Origin of the sequence: Rossellomorea vietnamensis, assembly GCF_025398035.1 — a bacterium.
Lineage (GTDB): Bacteria > Bacillota > Bacilli > Bacillales > Bacillaceae_B > Rossellomorea > Rossellomorea vietnamensis_B.
Map to the genome: position 1 here is coordinate 978006 of NZ_CP104558.1, position 17506 is coordinate 995511.

General features: G+C 44.6%; 16 protein-coding genes. All 16 read right to left on the reverse strand.

From position 1 onward, the window contains the following. Positions 1-30 precede the first annotated feature (30 nt). The 16 genes from ffh to rpmB all read right to left on the reverse strand — a co-directional run bounded on the left by ffh (position 31) and on the right by rpmB (position 17273). A complete protein-coding gene (gene ffh, locus N5C46_RS05080) occupies positions 31-1374 on the reverse strand; it encodes a signal recognition particle protein (protein ID WP_261751179.1) in 1344 nt (447 codons plus the stop codon). A 12-nt stretch (positions 1375-1386) separates the two neighbouring features. Further along, the gene (locus tag N5C46_RS05085; protein ID WP_371928757.1) at positions 1387-1698 is read right to left on the reverse strand and encodes a putative DNA-binding protein; all 312 of its coding nucleotides are present in this window, start codon (positions 1696-1698) and stop codon (positions 1387-1389) included. Positions 1699-1878: 180 nt separating this feature from the next. Beyond that, positions 1879-2865: a signal recognition particle-docking protein FtsY gene (gene ftsY / locus N5C46_RS05090; RefSeq protein ID WP_261751180.1), complete on the reverse strand. Its 987-nt coding sequence runs from the start codon at positions 2863-2865 to the stop codon at positions 1879-1881. A gap of 16 nt (positions 2866-2881) precedes the next feature. Beyond that, positions 2882-6448: a chromosome segregation protein SMC gene (gene smc / locus N5C46_RS05095; RefSeq protein WP_261751181.1), complete on the reverse strand. Its 3567-nt coding sequence runs from the start codon at positions 6446-6448 to the stop codon at positions 2882-2884. 11 nt (positions 6449-6459) lie between these two features. Further along, positions 6460-7206 carry a ribonuclease III gene (gene rnc, locus N5C46_RS05100; protein WP_034755710.1) on the reverse strand — a complete coding sequence of 249 codons (747 nt, stop codon included), beginning with the start codon at positions 7204-7206 and terminating at the stop codon, positions 6460-6462. Positions 7207-7397: 191 nt separating this feature from the next. Next, positions 7398-7631, reverse strand: coding sequence for an acyl carrier protein (gene acpP / locus N5C46_RS05105; protein WP_034755712.1), 234 nt, complete (start codon positions 7629-7631; stop codon positions 7398-7400). Between the two features lie 94 nt (positions 7632-7725). Continuing rightward, positions 7726-8469: a 3-oxoacyl-[acyl-carrier-protein] reductase gene (gene fabG / locus N5C46_RS05110; RefSeq protein WP_261751182.1), complete on the reverse strand. Its 744-nt coding sequence runs from the start codon at positions 8467-8469 to the stop codon at positions 7726-7728. After that, entirely contained in the window at positions 8470-9414 is a 945-nt protein-coding gene (gene fabD, locus N5C46_RS05115; protein ID WP_261751183.1) for an ACP S-malonyltransferase, read from the reverse strand. It lies immediately after the preceding gene. Position 9415: 1 nt separating this feature from the next. Beyond that, positions 9416-10405: a phosphate acyltransferase PlsX gene (plsX, locus tag N5C46_RS05120; protein WP_261751184.1), complete on the reverse strand. Its 990-nt coding sequence runs from the start codon at positions 10403-10405 to the stop codon at positions 9416-9418. Continuing rightward, complete coding sequence (gene fapR, locus N5C46_RS05125; RefSeq protein WP_254651311.1) at positions 10406-10987, reverse strand: transcription factor FapR; 582 nt, start codon at positions 10985-10987, stop codon at positions 10406-10408. Between the two features lie 92 nt (positions 10988-11079). Beyond that, positions 11080-13131 (reverse strand): ATP-dependent DNA helicase RecG, encoded by a 2052-nt coding sequence (gene recG / locus N5C46_RS05130; RefSeq protein WP_261751185.1) that lies wholly within the window; start codon positions 13129-13131, stop codon positions 11080-11082. Further along, the gene (sdaAA, locus tag N5C46_RS05135; RefSeq protein WP_034755730.1) at positions 13118-14011 is read right to left on the reverse strand and encodes an L-serine ammonia-lyase, iron-sulfur-dependent, subunit alpha; all 894 of its coding nucleotides are present in this window, start codon (positions 14009-14011) and stop codon (positions 13118-13120) included. The genes recG and sdaAA overlap by 14 nt, the downstream gene beginning before the upstream one ends. Before the next feature lie 46 nt (positions 14012-14057). Next, positions 14058-14720: an L-serine ammonia-lyase, iron-sulfur-dependent subunit beta gene (gene sdaAB, locus N5C46_RS05140; RefSeq protein WP_261751186.1), complete on the reverse strand. Its 663-nt coding sequence runs from the start codon at positions 14718-14720 to the stop codon at positions 14058-14060. A gap of 96 nt (positions 14721-14816) precedes the next feature. Continuing rightward, complete coding sequence (locus N5C46_RS05145; RefSeq protein WP_261751187.1) at positions 14817-16481, reverse strand: DAK2 domain-containing protein; 1665 nt, start codon at positions 16479-16481, stop codon at positions 14817-14819. Positions 16482-16496: 15 nt separating this feature from the next. Beyond that, on the reverse strand, positions 16497-16859 hold the full coding sequence (locus N5C46_RS05150; protein WP_034755738.1) for an Asp23/Gls24 family envelope stress response protein: 363 nt from the start codon (positions 16857-16859) through the stop codon (positions 16497-16499). A gap of 225 nt (positions 16860-17084) precedes the next feature. Continuing rightward, complete coding sequence (gene rpmB, locus N5C46_RS05155; RefSeq protein WP_034755741.1) at positions 17085-17273, reverse strand: 50S ribosomal protein L28; 189 nt, start codon at positions 17271-17273, stop codon at positions 17085-17087. Between the last annotated feature and the right edge of the window lie 233 nt (positions 17274-17506).

Here is a 17506-nt window from a genome sequence, read left to right on the forward strand (position 1 = left end):
ATTTTTCTTTTGAAAAACCAAACGAATGACTTACATAAATGGGAATTTCATCCCTTTTTTCTTGCCTTTTCCTTGCATCCCACTCATCTGTTTCATCATTTTCTTCATGTCCTCGAATTGTTTCAGAAGACGGTTCACCTCTTGAATGGATGTACCGCTCCCTTTTGCAATCCGTTTACGACGAGAAGCATTGATTGTTTCCGGGTGGGTTTTTTCATCACCTGTCATGGATTGGATGATGGCCTCTACGTGACTGATCTGCTTGTCATCGACTTGAATCTTATCCAGACCCTTCATCTTGTTTGCTCCAGGCATCATTTTGAGAAGCTCGTCCAATGGCCCCATCTGCCTCACTTGACCTAGTTGATCAAGGAAATCATCAAAGGTGAAAGACATGGTGCGCATTTTTTGTTCCAATTCTTTGGCCTTCTCTTCATCCACGTTGGCCTGAGCCTTTTCAATGAGAGATAACACATCTCCCATACCAAGGATCCGTGATGCCATACGCTCAGGATGGAAGGCTTCCAAGGCATCCATCTTCTCACCCATACCGACAAATTTAATAGGCTTTTCAGTGACGGAACGGATGGATAACGCCGCACCACCCCGGGTATCACCGTCGAGTTTTGTCAGGACAACACCCGATATGCCAAGAGCATCATTGAAGCTTTGAGCGACATTTACTGCATCTTGACCGGTCATGGCATCCACCACGAGGAAAATCTCATCCGGATTGGAGAGTTCTTTGATTTCTTTCAGCTCTCCCATCAGGTTTTCATCAATGTGAAGTCGACCTGCCGTATCAATCAGAACATAATCGTGATGCTCTTCTTTTGCCTTTTCGATTGCTTTTTTCGCAATTTCAACCGGGCTTACCTGATCCCCCATTGAAAACACGGGAAGGCTTAATTGCTTTCCAATCGTTTCCAACTGTTTGATGGCAGCGGGACGGTAAATATCAGCCGCCACCAACAACGGTTTGCGGTTATGTTTCTTTCGAAGCAGGTTCGCAAGCTTACCAGTGGTAGTCGTTTTACCTGCACCCTGTAAACCAACCATCATAATGACAGTCGGTGGACGTTTAGCGACGGCAATCTGACTTTGTTCGCCACCCATCAAGTTCGTAAGCTCTTCCTGAACAACTTTAATGACCTGTTGACCAGGTGTAAGGCTCTTCATGACTTCTTGTCCGACAGCCCGTTCACTTACTTTCTTGACGAATTGCTTCACCACTTTAAAATTAACGTCTGCTTCTAAAAGAGCAAGACGAACTTCACGCATCATTTCTTTAACATCCGCTTCTGAGATCTTTCCTTTTCCACGGATTTTTTGTATTGTACCTTGCAGTCGGTCGGCTAATCCTTCAAATGCCATTCATGCCGCCTCCTAATCCAATATTTCAAGATCATCAATGAGTTTTAAACAATGAGAAGAATCGATTGATGGCTCTTCTATTTTTTGTCTGAGTTGGTCAAGAATCTCGTTGCGTTCTTGAAATTTCTTAAATAATAAAAGCTTTTCTTCGTACTCCTCGATCATGGCCTCTGTCCGCTTGATGTTATCGTACACTGCCTGCCGGCTGACATTATATTCCTCAGCGATTTCACCTAAGGAGAAATCATCGAGATAATAGAGGGACATATAGCTTCTCTGCTTGGGAGTTAACAAAGATTGATAAAAATCGTAGAGATAATTCATTCTGGTCGTTTTCTCCAGCACGGATATCCCTCCTTGTTAAGTGAAAAACCTTTACATATGAAGAATACAGTGTTTACGGGCGATTGTCAAGGTTACTGACGGATTTTTCATAGAGAAAAGTAGAGCAGCCTGCCAGACTAAATCTAATAGTCTGACAGGCTGCCCCTTAAGGAACGTGATCTATTCTTCTTCATCTACGAGGGTTGAGAACAAGCCGTATACATACTTTTCAGCATCGAACGGTTGGAGGTCATCCATTTTTTCTCCCAGACCCACATATTTCACGGGGATTTCGAGCTCGTTCCGGATGGCAAGCACGATTCCGCCTTTAGCGGTCCCATCAAGCTTCGTCAGGACGATACCTGAGACGTTTGTTGCTTCTTTAAAGGTTTTGGCCTGCACCATGGCATTTTGACCTGTGGTTGCGTCAAGAACGAGTAATACTTCGTGAGGGGCTCCTGGAATTTCTCTTTCAATCACCCGTTTCACCTTTTCAAGCTCTTTCATCAAATTCACTTTGTTTTGCAATCTTCCCGCCGTATCACAAATGAGTATGTCCGCCTTTTTCGCTTTGGCAGATTGGACGGCATCGAACATTACTGCCGCAGGATCGCTTCCCGCCGCCTGCTTAATGACCGGGACCCCGACACGTTCCCCCCATACTTCAAGCTGCTCGATGGCACCTGCACGGAAAGTGTCCCCTGCAGCAAGAACAACATTTTTGCCCTGTTCCTTGAACATATGGGCCATTTTCCCGATGGTCGTCGTCTTCCCTACCCCATTCACACCGACAAATAGCAATACCGTCAGTTGATCATCTTGGATATTCAGGCTGCTGTCCTCTTCACGATCGCCCTGGTAGATCTCTACAAGCTTCTCTGAAATGACGGATTGTACATCTTCCGTATCTTGAATATTCTTTCGTTTCACTTCAAGTTTAAGTTCATCAATGAGCTCCATGACGGTATCAAATCCGACATCCGCTCCGATCAGGATTTCTTCCAGCTCTTCAAAGAATTCTTCATCGACTTTACGGTATCTGGCCACCAGGTCATTCACCTTTGACGTGAAGTTGTTTCTTGTTTTACTTAACCCATCTTTAAATTTCTCCGTGACATTATCACTGGACTGCGTAAATTTATCTTTAAGCTTCTTAAAAAAACTCACTTTTCCACACCCTTATTTAAGTTTCAAGTAGTTCCTTTGTTTCCTGTAGCCTGACGGATACCAGTTTAGACACTCCGGATTCCTGCATTGTGACCCCGTACAATACATGGGCTTCTTCCATGGTACCTTTACGGTGGGTGATGACAATGAATTGTGTTTCATCACTGAATTTCTTTAAATATTGACTGAATCTCTGCACATTCGCTTCGTCCAGGGCCGCTTCCACTTCATCCAATATACAGAATGGTACAGGGCGGATCTTCAAAATGGAAAACAGCAAGGCAATGGCCGTCAAAGCCCGTTCCCCACCTGACATAAGCCCCAGGTTCTGCAGCTTCTTCCCCGGCGGCTGAGCTACTATATCCACACCGGTATGAAGCAGATCAGACGGATCCGTCAACTTCAATTCTGCTCTTCCACCGCCGAACAAGGCTTTGAATACACCTTCAAATTCCTCTTGTATACTCGTGAAGGTTTGATCAAAACGTTTGATCATTTCGGTGTCCATTTCATTAATGACCAGGTACAGAGTGTCCTTCGCTTCTGTCAGATCATTCTTCTGGTCAACCAGGAATTCGTATCTTTCCTTCACTCGTTCATATTCATCAATCGCTCCCAGATTGACGGTCCCGAGCTCTTCCAGTGCTAATTTCACAAGTTTTACTTTTTTCCTTGCCTCTTCCACCTCAATGGAGAGGGGGTAGTCCTCTTTTGCCGCTTCAAATGAAAGCATATATTCATCCCGCAAATGATCAAGACGGTTCTCAAGTTCTACATCAAGACGATTGATTTTCACTTCCTCATCCCTGAGAGCACCAACCAAACCTTTATGCAGACGCTTCAATTCTTTTAGCTCCATCTCCTCATCATCGACAATCTGTTGAAGGTTGGAGCGCTCGTCCCGGCGGACAGCAATCAACTTGGACGTTTCTTCCTTTTGCACGGCACACTCTTCTGCCTTTATTCCAAGCTGCTCTTCACCTGAGAAATTATCCTTCATTTCTGTCTGCAACCATTCCAGGTCGTCCTGGAGGCTTATCTTTCGCCTGCTTGTCTCAGCCATCGCATCCCGTACCCGGTTCAGTTGCTGCCGGCTGTTCACCAACTGTTCATTCCGTGCGGCAAGATTCGCTTTAATATCACTGATTTCATTCAACAAGGCGTCTTTGGACGTCCGTTCACTATTTTTCTGTAGAGTCAGCTCATTGATCTTTTGATCAAGCTGGGTAACCTCTTCCCCTATCTTCTTGAGAGAGTCTTCCAATTCTTTTGTTCTGGAATCATGCTTTTCTTTGATTGACGTAAAATCCTTTTTCTCCAGGTCATACAGGGATAGTCTTTCATCCAGGTTCTGCTGGGAAAGTTCAATTTCACGAAGTTGGGAGAGGAGTTCCTGTTCCTTGAGACGCAACCTCTCCCCCTTCACCCTCAATTCTTCCAGTTTCTTCTCGCGAAAACTGCTTTCTTCTTTAAGTGATTTCACTTGGGATTGAAGCTGTTCTGTCTGAACTTCCATACTGGAAAGCTTTTCTTTCATCTCTTCCAGTTCCCCTTTTCTAGAGAGAAGGGAATTTTTCTTCTGTTTCACCGTACCCCCGGACATGGATCCCCCGGGATTGACAACGTCCCCATCCAGCGTAACCAGTCGATAGCGATATTGAACCAGCTTTGCTATATCGTTCGCACCCTTTAGATCTTTTGCAATGATGACATTTCCAACAAGGCTTGAAATCACCATTTGAAAGCGATCATCAAAATGCAACAGATCAGCTCCCACGCCAACAAAGGAAGGATGCCCTTTCAGCATATTCTTTTGGCTTTCAGGTATGGATTTCCCTTTGATTACGTTCATCGGCAGGAACGTGGCACGGCCATATTGATGCTTCTTCAAAAAGGCAATGGCTCTACGGCCGTCTTCTTCAGTATCGACTACAATATGCTGCATCGAAGCAGCCAGAGCCGTTTCCATCGCCGTTTCATATGATTTAGGAACGGTGATAAGCTCCGCTACCGCCCCTTGAATACCGGTTAATTGACCCGAACGCTCTTTCAGGACTTCTTTTACACCTTGGAAGAAACCTGAATAGTCTTCTTCCATTTCTTCGAGCATCTCTTTCCTGGACTTCGCTTGTTGCAGGAATTGAAACGCCTGATAAAGCGTTTTCTCCTGCTTTTCATATTTGGATTTTACGGATTCAAGCTTCTTTTGTTCCTCACGATACAAGAAGATGTGCTCATCGATCTGTTCTTTTTGCTCTTGAAGTTCTTTCGATCGTTCCTTGTGACGCAAATGTAGTTCTTCACGTTGAGAAACATATTTTTCATTTTCAGCTTCTAATCGACCACTGCGACTGGATTGCTGTTCCAGCTGCTGGTTAAGATATTGAATTTCATTTTTTGCAGAAGCCTGTTGATTGAGCTTTTCAATGTAATCACTTTTAAATGATTCAATCACATCTTCAATATTTTCATTATAGTGCTTGAATTGATTCTGCTTCGTGACAAGGAGCTCTTTTAACCCGGACACTTCAGAATCGATCCTCTTGAAGTCGCGCTTTGCTTTTTCTTTTTCAGTAGCTAAGCGTTCGATCTGAGTTTCTGCTTCTTCAATCGATTGCTTCAACTGAGATTCATTGGTGGACGAATTTCTTTTCCGCTCTACCAGTACTTGCTTTCTACCCTCAAGTTTCTCTAATTCTTCACTTGTGGAAAGGAGTACTTCCTGCAAGGCAGAAATCGACTCATCGAGAGCCGCAATTTTATCCCTTGTTTGTGTCAGGAGGGCTTCTTTCTTCTGAATGCGGGAGGAAAGGGCCAATTCTTCCTGTCCATGCTGTTCGAATTCTCCACTCAGCTTCTCCCATTGCTTATGTAAGTCCTCAATATCATACACAGTCAAGGCGACTTCGAACTTCTCAAGCTCCTCTTTCTTCTCCAGATAATCACGGGCCATGGAAGCCTGGAGCTTCAAGGGTTCCACCTGACCTTCCAATTCATGAAGGATGTCATTCACACGATTAAGATTTTCTTGTGTTTCAAATAACTTATTTTCTGCTTTTTTCTTCCGTGATTTATATTTCAATACCCCGGCAGCCTCTTCGAAGATGGTTCTTCTTTCTTCCGGCTTACTGTTCAGGATTTCTTCCACTTTACCCTGACTGATAATCGAGAAAGCTTCTTTTCCTAACCCTGAATCCATGAACAGTTCGATGATATCCTTCAACCTGCATGGCTGTTTATTCAGAAGATATTCACTATCTCCCGAACGATAGACTCTCCTGGTGACACTGACCTCACTATAATCGATGGGCAGTGCACCGTCTTCGTTGTCCAGAACAAGGGTCACTTCCGCTATATTGAGCGCTTTCCTTGAATCGCTTCCGGCAAAAATGACGTCTTCCATTTTCGATCCGCGAAGGCTTTTGGCTGATTGTTCACCAAGCACCCACCTGATTGCGTCTATAATATTGCTTTTCCCGCTGCCGTTTGGTCCAACGACAGCCGTGACACCCGGGACAAACTCCACGGATATTCTTTCTGCAAAAGATTTAAACCCCATTACTTCTAGTTGTTTGAGGAACATCTTCTTTCCCCCTATTTCGCGTCCAGCTTTTGTTTTAACTTTTCCAGAGCTTTCTGTGCTGCTTTTTGCTCAGCCTCTTTTTTTGACCGGCCATTTCCAATGCCCAACTCTTCATCATTTAAACTCACTCTTGAAATAAACTGACGATTGTGGGCAGGGCCGCTTTCTTCCAGGATACTATATTCGATCATTCCTGCACTGCCCCTTTGAACCAGCTCTTGTAACTGACTCTTATAATCCATCACATGAGAAAAAGCACCGACATTAATTTTTGGGTAGACCACTTTTTCAAGGACAGAGATGACTGTTTCTAATCCTTGATCCAAGTATACCGCCCCGATAAACGCTTCAAAGACATCGGCGAGTAAAGCCGGTCTCTCACGTCCCCCCGTCATTTCTTCACCCTTACCCAAAAGGATGAGTTCACCGAAATTCAGTTCAATCGAGAACTTCACCAGGGAAGGTTCACATACGATGGCCGCCCTTAACTTGGTAAGTTCCCCTTCACTCATCATGGGGTATTTCTTGAAAAGAAATTGAGATACCGTTAATTCCAGAACGGCGTCCCCGAGAAATTCTAAACGTTCATTATCTTCATATGGTTTTCGACGATGCTCATTCACATAGGATGAATGAGTAAAAGCTTGTTTAAGGAGTTTTTCATCTTTAAATTGAATTCCCATTTGATTTTGAAATGTCTTGAATTTCAAATCATTTTTATGTTTAGATAATCCATTACTTCTGTTTTGCTTCCGCATCAGGCACTCCACCTTGCTAATATGTTCTCATTGTATACTAATCAAGTTTATTCTAAAAAAATCATTTACGCAAAAATTTCTTGAACAATGAAGTTAGAACACAAATAAACTTGGTAGGGGTCAGACCCCTACCAAGTTTCAAATGGTTAGAATATAAGATGGGTCACCCATCCCTCTATTCAATCTAACGATTAAGCCTTTGCTTGTATGTAGTTCACAGCATCACCTACTGTGCCGATTTTTTCAGCATCATCGTCAGAAATTTCCATGTCAAATTCATCTTCAAGTTCCATAACCAGCTCAACTACATCAAGGGAGTCAGCTCCTAGATCTTCTTTGAAAGAAGCTTCAAGAGTTACTTGAGATTCATCTACACCTAGACGATCAACGATAATTTTTGTTACACGATCTAATACTTCTGCCATTTTTGTCACCTCCCCTCAAGTATTATAGAGCATTTCCACCTCTTATGAAAAGAGTATACATGAAAACGATGAATAAATTATTTCATTTTCCCCATTACATGACCATTCCGCCGTCGATATGAAGCGTTTGCCCAGTCATATACGATGCGGATTCGGATGCAACAAATGTCACTACTTTCGCAATATCCCCGGGAGCGCCAAAACGGCTTAACGGGATTTGTTTTAACATTTCACTTCGAACATCTTCAGGAAGCTGATCGGTCATATCCGTCGAGATGAAGCCAGGGGCAACGGCATTCACTGTGATTCCACGGGGAGCAAGTTCTCTCGCTGTCGTTTTCGTCAAACCGATCACACCCGATTTGGCTGCTACATAATTTGCTTGTCCAGGATTCCCGCTCACTCCGACAATGGATGAAATATTGATGATCCGGCCGCTTCTTTGTTTCATCATTTGACGTGTAACGGCCTTCGTACACAGGAATACACCTTTCAGATTGATGTTGATGACATCATCCCATTCTGTTTCTTTCATTCTCATCAACAGATTGTCTTTGGTGATGCCGGCATTGTTCACAAGGATATCGATGGACCCAAATTCTCCGATCGTTTCCTTCACCATTGCCTGTACACCTTCAGCATCCGATACATTACATTGTACGGCGATTGCTTCTCTGCCCATACTCTTGATTTCATCCACGACTTCGTTTGCTTTCGCTTCACTACCGGCGTAATTCACAGCCACATTACAGCCTTCACGGGCAAGTTCAAGAGCGATCTCCCGTCCGATTCCACGGGATGCCCCAGTCACCAGTGCCACTTTACCTTCTAAATTCATTTAAGCTTCCTCCTTCAGCGCTTGAATAGTTTGTTGTAAGGACGCTTCATCTTGAACAGCATATGTCTTCACACGTCTGTTCACTTTTTTCACTAAACCTGAAAGGACTTTGCCTGGTCCCACTTCGATGAATGTATCCACACCCAGTTCAAGAAGCTTCTCGACCGTATCTTCCCATTGTACAGGCGAGTACAATTGTTCAATTAATAAACGCTTGATCTCCTCACGACCTGTTACAGGCTCTGCCGTAACATTCGCAATGACGGGTACTTCTGCGTCTTTGATCGTGATCGAATCCAGGATTGAAACGAACTGTTCGGCAGCAGGTTTCATCAATTGGGAATGGAAAGGACCACTTACCTGAAGTGGGATGACCCGCTTCGCTCCGGCTTCCTTCGCTTTCTCTGAAGAGAGCTCCACTCCCTTTACCGTACCTGAGATGACAATCTGACCCGGACAATTCAAGTTCGCGAGTCCAACGGGATGGCCCTCATCCGTCACAAGGTCTGTCACTTCTTTCAATGGTTCCCTGCCCAAACCAAGGACGGCCGCCATCGTTCCTTCTCCGCTTGGTACTGCTTCTTCCATGAATTCCCCTCTTTTACGAACGGTATACACAGCATCTTCAAATCCGATGGCACCTGCAGCCACCAGGGCTGAATATTCCCCTAAGCTGTGTCCTGCTGTATAGTCTGCCGTAATCCCCTCGGCTTTCAGACGCGCAAGGATGGCCATGCTTGTGGTCAGGAGAGCCGGCTGAGCGTTCGTTGTCTGGGTAAGCTCTTCCTGGGGACCTTCAAAGATGATCGTTGAAAGGTTGGTGTCCAGCCGTTCATCGGCTTTACTGAAATAGGATTGCACATCAGGATATTGTCCGGCTAATTCTTTCCCCATCCCCACCGTTTGGGAACCTTGCCCGGGAAAGATAAACGCGATTTTACTCATATTATTCCACACTCCCCTTAATAGCATCTTTTATCGTATTGGAAACGTCGTGCTTCACCATTTCCCTTGCTTGTCTCATGGCATTATACAGAGCCACTTCATTGGATGAACCATGAGCTTTGATGACCGGTGCCTTCAGGCCGAACAGGCCGGCCCCGCCGTACTCTGTATAATCGAGCATATTCTTTAATTGCTTCAGGTCATTTTTCACAAGTCCTGCTGCAAGTTTGTTTTTCGTTGAAGACGTGAACGTTTTTTTCAACATGGAGAAGACTGACAGGGCAGTCCCCTCAATGGTCTTCAGTACCATATTCCCGGTAAACCCATCCGTCACGACAACATCGGCCGGCCCGTCCAGCAGGTCTCTGGATTCCACATTCCCTACAAAATTGATAGGGAGTTCCTTTAATAACTGGAAGGTTTTCTTTGTTAATTCATTTCCCTTTTTATCTTCCGTTCCGATGTTCAATAAGCCCACACGTGGGTGATTGATCCCTCTCACTTTCTCGGAATAAATGCTTCCCATGACTGCGTATTGTGCAAGATGCTCGGGCTTCGCATCGACATTCGCCCCAAGGTCAAGCATGAGGAATCCTTTGCCATCAAGGGTCGGAAGGGTGGGTGCCAATGCAGGCCGCTCAATCCCGTCAATTCTCCCTACAATGAATAATCCCGCCGTCATTAGTGCCCCCGTATTTCCTGCTGAAATACAGGCATCGGCTTCCCCATTTTTCACGGCTTGGGCCATCAGTACCATCGAAGCATTCTTCTTTCGTTTCACCGCTCTGACAGGCTCATCCGTCCCTTCGATCATTTCATCGGTGTGGACGATGGTCAGGCGATCTTCCGGGGTGATATACTGTTTGATCTGCTTTTCATCTCCGTATAAAAGCACTTCGATATCATTGAATTCACGTAATGCCCGCTTCACTCCAAGAACGATTTCTTTCGGGGCGTGGTCTCCGCCCATTGCATCAACGGCTAATTTCATCTACTCTTCATCCTCTACAGATTTTTTAGAGCGATACATTTCAAATTCACCGGTAAACACGAGCTCACCACCGACTAAACTTTGAACTTCTACCGTTGTTCGGTCTTTTTGATCTTTCATATGTATCACTTTCGCTTTCGCGACCACCCGGTCCCCTTCCTTTACGGGTCGGGTAAAACGGATGTTCGACTTCGCGGTTAATGCCAAGTCGTCATTTATGACAGCGACTGCAAGGGAATTTGCCTGTGCAAACAAGTGGTGCCCCCTCGCAATCCCATTCCTGATGAACACATGCTCCCGCTTCACATCAAAAATGGATATCGCACTTTGATCCAGCTCTATATCAATAATTTCTCCGATAATCTCTTCAATAGGCAACGACTTCACTTCGTCTTCAAACGATTTCTCTGCAACGTACTTAATTCGTTCACGAAGCTCAGGGATCGACAATTCCATTCGGTCCAACCGGATTGTCTGGACGCTTACACGAAACCGTTCAGCCAATTCTTCGTCTGTTATAAAAGGATTCACTTTGATTGTGTCAGTAAGGTTTCCCTGTCTTTCTTTTTTCGAAAGTCTCAATTTTAACACCGTCCAGTATTAGTACTAGGTACTAATAGTAGTATATAATCTAAAAAAGCAGATTGCAAGAAATAATCTCACAATCTGCCTTTCTAGTCCAGCTTCTCACCCTCTAATATTCCCGACCCGGATAAATACTCCCTGAGCGGTTCAAACTCTGGATCACTCCAGAATTGAGAGGATGCGATCAACGCTTGAGCATCGTCCCTTGCTACTTCCAGCGCACGGTAGTCGTGCACCATGTCTGCAACCTTAAACTCCGGGAGCCCACTCTGCTTTCTGCCGAAAAAGTCACCTGGACCCCTCAGTTCGAGATCTTTTTCACTAAGGACAAAACCATCATTCGTTTCTGTCATGATTTTCATACGCTCTTTCCCGACTTCGGTCTTCGGTTCCGCAAGGAGGATACAGTACGATTGATGTTCCCCACGCCCTACCCTTCCTCTCAGTTGATGAAGCTGACTCAACCCGAATCGTTCAGCATCATAGATGAGCATGAAGGTAGCATTGGGCACGTTCACACCGACCTCGACCACCGTGGTGGAAACAAGCACTTGAAGGTGGTTGGCACTGAATTCCCTCATGACTCCATCCTTATCCTCGGGATGAAGTCTCCCGTGCATCAGACCGACTTTGTAACGTCCTTCAAAATAGTGAACCAATTGATTGTAGACATCGATGGCATTTTGCACATCCAGTTTGTCAGACTCCTCGATCAATGGACAAATCACATAAGCCTGGCGTCCCTGGTCTAACTCCTTATCCATAAACGAAAGGACCCTGGATAGCATATCCGCTTTCGCCCAATAGGTTTCTATCGACTTCCTTCCGGCAGGCATCTGATCGATGATACTCACATCCATCTCACCAAATACGGTGATGGCAAGTGTTCTCGGAATCGGAGTCGCTGTCATGAATAATACATCAGGACTTTCCCCTTTTTCCCTGAGGACCCTTCTTTGATTGACACCAAACCTGTGCTGTTCATCGGTGACCACGAGGCCCAGATGCTTGAATTCGACTTCATCCTGTATGAGGGCATGGGTACCAATGAGAATATCAATCTCGCCCTCTTTCAATTTATCCAGTAAAAGACGACGCTTCTTCCCTTTTACAGAGCTGGTTAAAAGGGCAACGGAAAGCCCCATCGTCCCCAGCAGTTCGCTGAGGGAATTCGCATGCTGCTCTGCAAGTATTTCTGTCGGGACCATTAATGCTCCCTGATAACCCGCTGTTACACTTGAATACAGCGCAATGGCGGAAACGACCGTCTTACCGGAACCCACATCCCCTTGAAGAAGTCGATTCATGCGATACGGAGATTTCATATCTGCTGAAATCTCATTCACGACCCGTTTTTGCGCATCAGTCAACGGAAATGGTAAAGAATCAATGAATGATTTGACTTTCTCCAAATCATATTGTTGAGACATGCCGCTTGAATGTTCCCTTTCGAACTTTCTCAGTGCCTGCATCTTCAACTGAAACAACAGGAATTCTTCATAAACAAACCGCCTTCTTGCCTGCTTCATATCTTCGGTGGAATCAGGAAAGTGAAGATGATACAGGGCATCTTTCCGACTTGAAAGCTTATACTTTTCCATTAAATGGACCGGGAGATTCTCATGGATCAGATGACCGTAATCATTAAAAGCCTTCTTGATGAATTTCCTGAGTGTATTGTTTTTCACTGAGCCTTTCAAGGAATATACAGGTTCAAAATCCCCCTGTTTATCATGAGGGCCCGATTGAAAATATTGGGCCGTAATGATTTGCCTGTTTTTATCCCATTTTCCAGTCACCGTCACCGTATCATGAAGATTGATCTTCTTTTTTAAGTAAGGCTGATTAAAAAACACGGCTTGAACCAGATTCCTCCCTACGAGAATCCGCATGGTCAAACGTGATTTCTTTCTCCCATAAAACATCAGTGCTGGTTCCGAATGAACTTTCCCCTCGACCGTGACGCGTTCATCATGAGCTACTTCTTCCAGGTCCCTAAGCCGGTAATCCTCATAGCGGTAAGGCAGGTATTCTAACAGATCCAGAACGGAATGTATCCCCATTGCATTCAGCTGTAAAGCTGTTTCTTCACCAATCCCCTTAATGTTCTGGATTGTCAGTCCTTCATTACGAGTCTTCACGTTTATTCAGGGAAACCCCAAAGATTTTCGCTTCAAGCTCTCTTCCTGTCGGCGTAGCCGCCAGTCCCCCTTGAGCCGTTTCACGAAGCGCAACCGGCATGGTTTGACCGATTTTGTACATGGCATCGATCACTTCATCACACGGAATACGGCTCGTAATACCTGCAAGAGCCATATCCGCCGCAACCATGGCATTGGCAGCTCCCATCGCATTTCGTTTCACACAAGGCACTTCCACCAGTCCCGCAACAGGATCACATACCAGACCCAGCATGTTCTTTAATGTGATCGCCATGGCTTCTGCTGATTGACCAGGGGTCCCACCGGCCATCTCCACGATGGCAGCAGCGGCCATCCCGCTTGCGGATCCCACTTCAGCCTGACAGCCGCCAGCCGCACCTGAGATGGAAGCGTTATTCGCCACCACGAAACCAAAGGCACCGGATGCAAATAAAAAGCGTATCATCTCATCTTTAGTCGGATTCAACTTATTCTTAACAGCAAACAGTGTTCCGGGAACCACTCCGGCAGATCCTGCAGTAGGAGTAGCACAAATCGTTCCCATCGCTGCATTCACTTCGTTCGTTGCCACTGCTTTACTCACCGCATCCAAAATCGTATCACCACACAGGGAACGACCTGAATCAATGTATTTCTGTAATAACACGGCATCGCCGCCAGTAAGTCCTGAATGGGACTTGACCCCTTCGAGACCCCTGGCTACTGCCTGCTCCATCACTTCCAGGTTTTTCTCCATCTGACTATAAACCTGTTCAAATGTCTTTCCCGTAAACTCGATTTCCTGTTCGATCATAATGTCAGAAATTTTCTTGTTCTGACTTTCTGCAAGTTCAACCAATTCTGCAACATTTCGAAACATGTAAATAACCTCCTCTTTATGTAAACGCTATCATTATTGTAATGGATTAATCGGAAATCCGTGTTACTTGTGTAATGTTCGGCAGTGATGTCAATTCGATTATCACCGCTTCATCTATCGGTTGATCGACCTCGATGGTCATCAACGCCATTTGACCTTTTTCTTTCCGGGATACATCCATATGCCCGATGTTCAGTTGATGCTTGGCAATGACGTTGGAGACCGATGCAATCGCTCCGAACCGGTCATCATGGACGACAAGTATGGCGGGATGATGGCCAGAGAGTTTAAGTTCGAAGCCGTTAAGTTCAATGATTTCAACTTTCCCTCCACCAATCGAAATACCGACCAATTCGATTTCACCTTGATCATCTCCCATACGGATGCGGGCTGTATTCGGATGATCCGTGATGGCATCTTCTTCTTGAAATTTGATCTTTATCCCTTTTTTCTTAGCTACATTGATCGATTCGATAATTCGTTCATCATATGTATCATAATCAAGGATACCGCCTACAATGGCTACGTCTGTTCCATGGCCCTTATATGTTTTTGCAAACGACCCATAAAAGGAGATCGTCGCCCATTTGGGTTCCCGGCGAAACAGGTTTCTCGCTATTCTTCCTATTCTGGCAGCACCAGCCGTATGAGAACTGGATGGCCCAATCATCACAGGACCGATAATATCAAATACACTTTTGTATTTCATGACTTTTCCCCCTTACCTAACATCCGATTCATACTACCATTCTAACATAATTGAAGGGGACAAACTCCTTTTAGAGCTGCCCCCTTCCTTTAATCCTTATTCAACTGAGAATATATAGGAGTAAAGTGGTTGTTTACCATTATGAACTTCCACTTCTACATCTTCATAGTGTTGTTCCACATACTCTCTGAGTGACTCAACATCCTCTTCGGTCACATCTTCACCGTATAGAATCGTCAAGATCTCAGAGTCAGCATCAAGCATTGTCTCCAACAGAGTTTGAGCAGACTTTTGACGGTCGGAATCCGAAACGACAATCTTGCCTTCTTCAATTCCCATAAAGTCATCTTTTGAAATCGAAACGCCATCGATGGACGTATCTCTCACAGCAAATGTGACTTGACCCGTTTTCACCTGTTTCGACGCCTCGGTCATCAACTGCTTATTGTCTTCAACAGAAGCTGATGGATTAAAGGCAAGTAACGCAGCCATTCCCTGCGGTACGGTCTTCGTCGGGACAACGGCTACTTCCATTTCAAGAACCTCAGCTGCTTGTTCGGCAGCCATGATGATGTTCTTATTATTCGGCATGATGATGACTTTCTTCGCATTCACTTCTTCTACAGCTTTCACGATATCCTCCGTACTCGGATTCATCGTCTGACCGCCTTCGATCACAGAAGTTGCGCCGATGCTCTTAAATAATTCGGCAATCCCTTCACCCATAGATACAGTCACGATGGCAAAGTCGACTTCCTTGACCGGAGTCGGGGCTTCTGCTACAGCAGGCTTGGATTCTCCTACAATGCTGCTGTGCTGCTGTCTCATGTTTTCAATTTTAATATTGATGAGACTTCCGTATTGATGTCCATACGTCAATACATCCCCCGGCTGTTCGGAGTGGATATGTACTTTGGCTAATTCATCGTCACTGATGACAAGCAATGAATCACCGAACTTGCTTAAATCCTGGCGAAAGTCTTCTTCTACAAATGACTGTTTATCATTTTCGAATCGGACCATGAATTCTGTACAATATCCAAATTCAATATCTTCTGTACTCATGAAATCCTGTGCCGCCTTATGATGCTCTGCACTAACAAGATCATTCATGGATGGCAGTGACGCCTGATCGGAAACCTTTTCCCCTTTTAGTTCTGCAAGGAACCCTTCATACACGAACAGAAGTCCCTGACCGCCACTATCGACTACTCCCACTTCCTTCAATACAGGAAGTAAATCAGGTGTACGATTCAATGAAGCCTGCGCTTCGTCGACAATTGCCTGCATAAGCTTTACGAAATCACTTTCAGTCTCAGCTACAGAAACACCTTTTCTCGCAGCATCTTTCGCAACTGTTAGAATCGTTCCTTCCACAGGTTTCATCACCGCTTTATAAGCCGTTTCCACACCTGTTTGAAGTGCATTGGCAAACTCTGCACCGGATAAGGATTCTTTCCCTTCAATCGCCTTACCAAAGCCTCTAAACAATTGGGATAAGATAACACCTGAGTTACCTCTTGCCCCCATTAACAACCCTTTTGAAAGGGCAGTAGCCACATTTCCAATATGATCTTGAATATGGTTTTGAACTTCCTTTGCACCGGAAGTCATTGATAAATTCATATTTGTTCCAGTATCACCATCAGGAACAGGAAAAACGTTCAGCGCGTCAACCAGCTGCGCATTGGCAGATAATTTGGTGGCACCTTGTATCACCATCTGGGCAAAACGTTTTCCTTCCAAAGATGTAATCGACACGAATCTTCCTCCTCACTACGGGTTCGTGACACGAACCCCCTGCACAAAAATATTTACTGAATCTACCGCCAAGCCGACGGTCTTATCAAGAGTATATTTAACCTTGGATTGTACATTATGGGCAATCTCAGAAATTTTTGTACCATAACTCACAATAATATACATATCAATATGTACTTCCTCTTCATCTTGACGAACAATCACTCCGCGAGTGAAATTCTCTTTACGCAAGATATCTGTGAAACCGTCTTTAATTTGGTTCTTTGAAGCCATTCCAACAATTCCGTAGCAATCCACCGCTGCACCTCCAGCAATCATTGCAATGACATCATTCGTAATATCAATTTGTCCGTACTGCGTTTTCAATTCGATGGACATGGAATGTTTTCCCCCTTTAATTACATGCTTGGCTAAAAACATTTTACTATAAGTATACTGTTTTTGAAAGCTAAACTATTATCACAAGCGTCATTTGTTGGGTTTACCCTCTATTTTTTCCTTATTATTCAAAGATTAATCATCGGCTTGCATAAGTGGATCTGTACAAGAAATGCCTTTTAATGAAAAAAGGCGCCTAGATTAGGCGCCTTCCCATTTTAAGTATTATACGCGTTCTACTTTACCAGATTTCAACGCTCTTGCAGAAACCCATACTTTCTTAGGCTTTCCGTCCACAAGAATTCGAACTTTTTGCAGGTTTGCACCCCAAGTACGCTTGTTCGCATTCATTGCGTGAGAGCGAGCGTTACCTGAGCTGGCTTTACGGCCTGTTACTACGCATTGTTTTGCCATAATATATTCCCTCCTCACTAACAAGAAGCTGAAGTTAATTTCAGTTCCACATTTCGCTTATCATCATAAAGATACTTTAATAATTTATCACACAACTTTCCATAATGCAATACTACAATTAAAACCTTTCAAGAAAAAATACTTTACACCCAGAAAAGCGGAAGGGGCTCGCCCTGAGGCGACAAGCATAAGGCAAACTAACCGGAAAGGCGCTTTTTGCCTTTTTGGTTAGT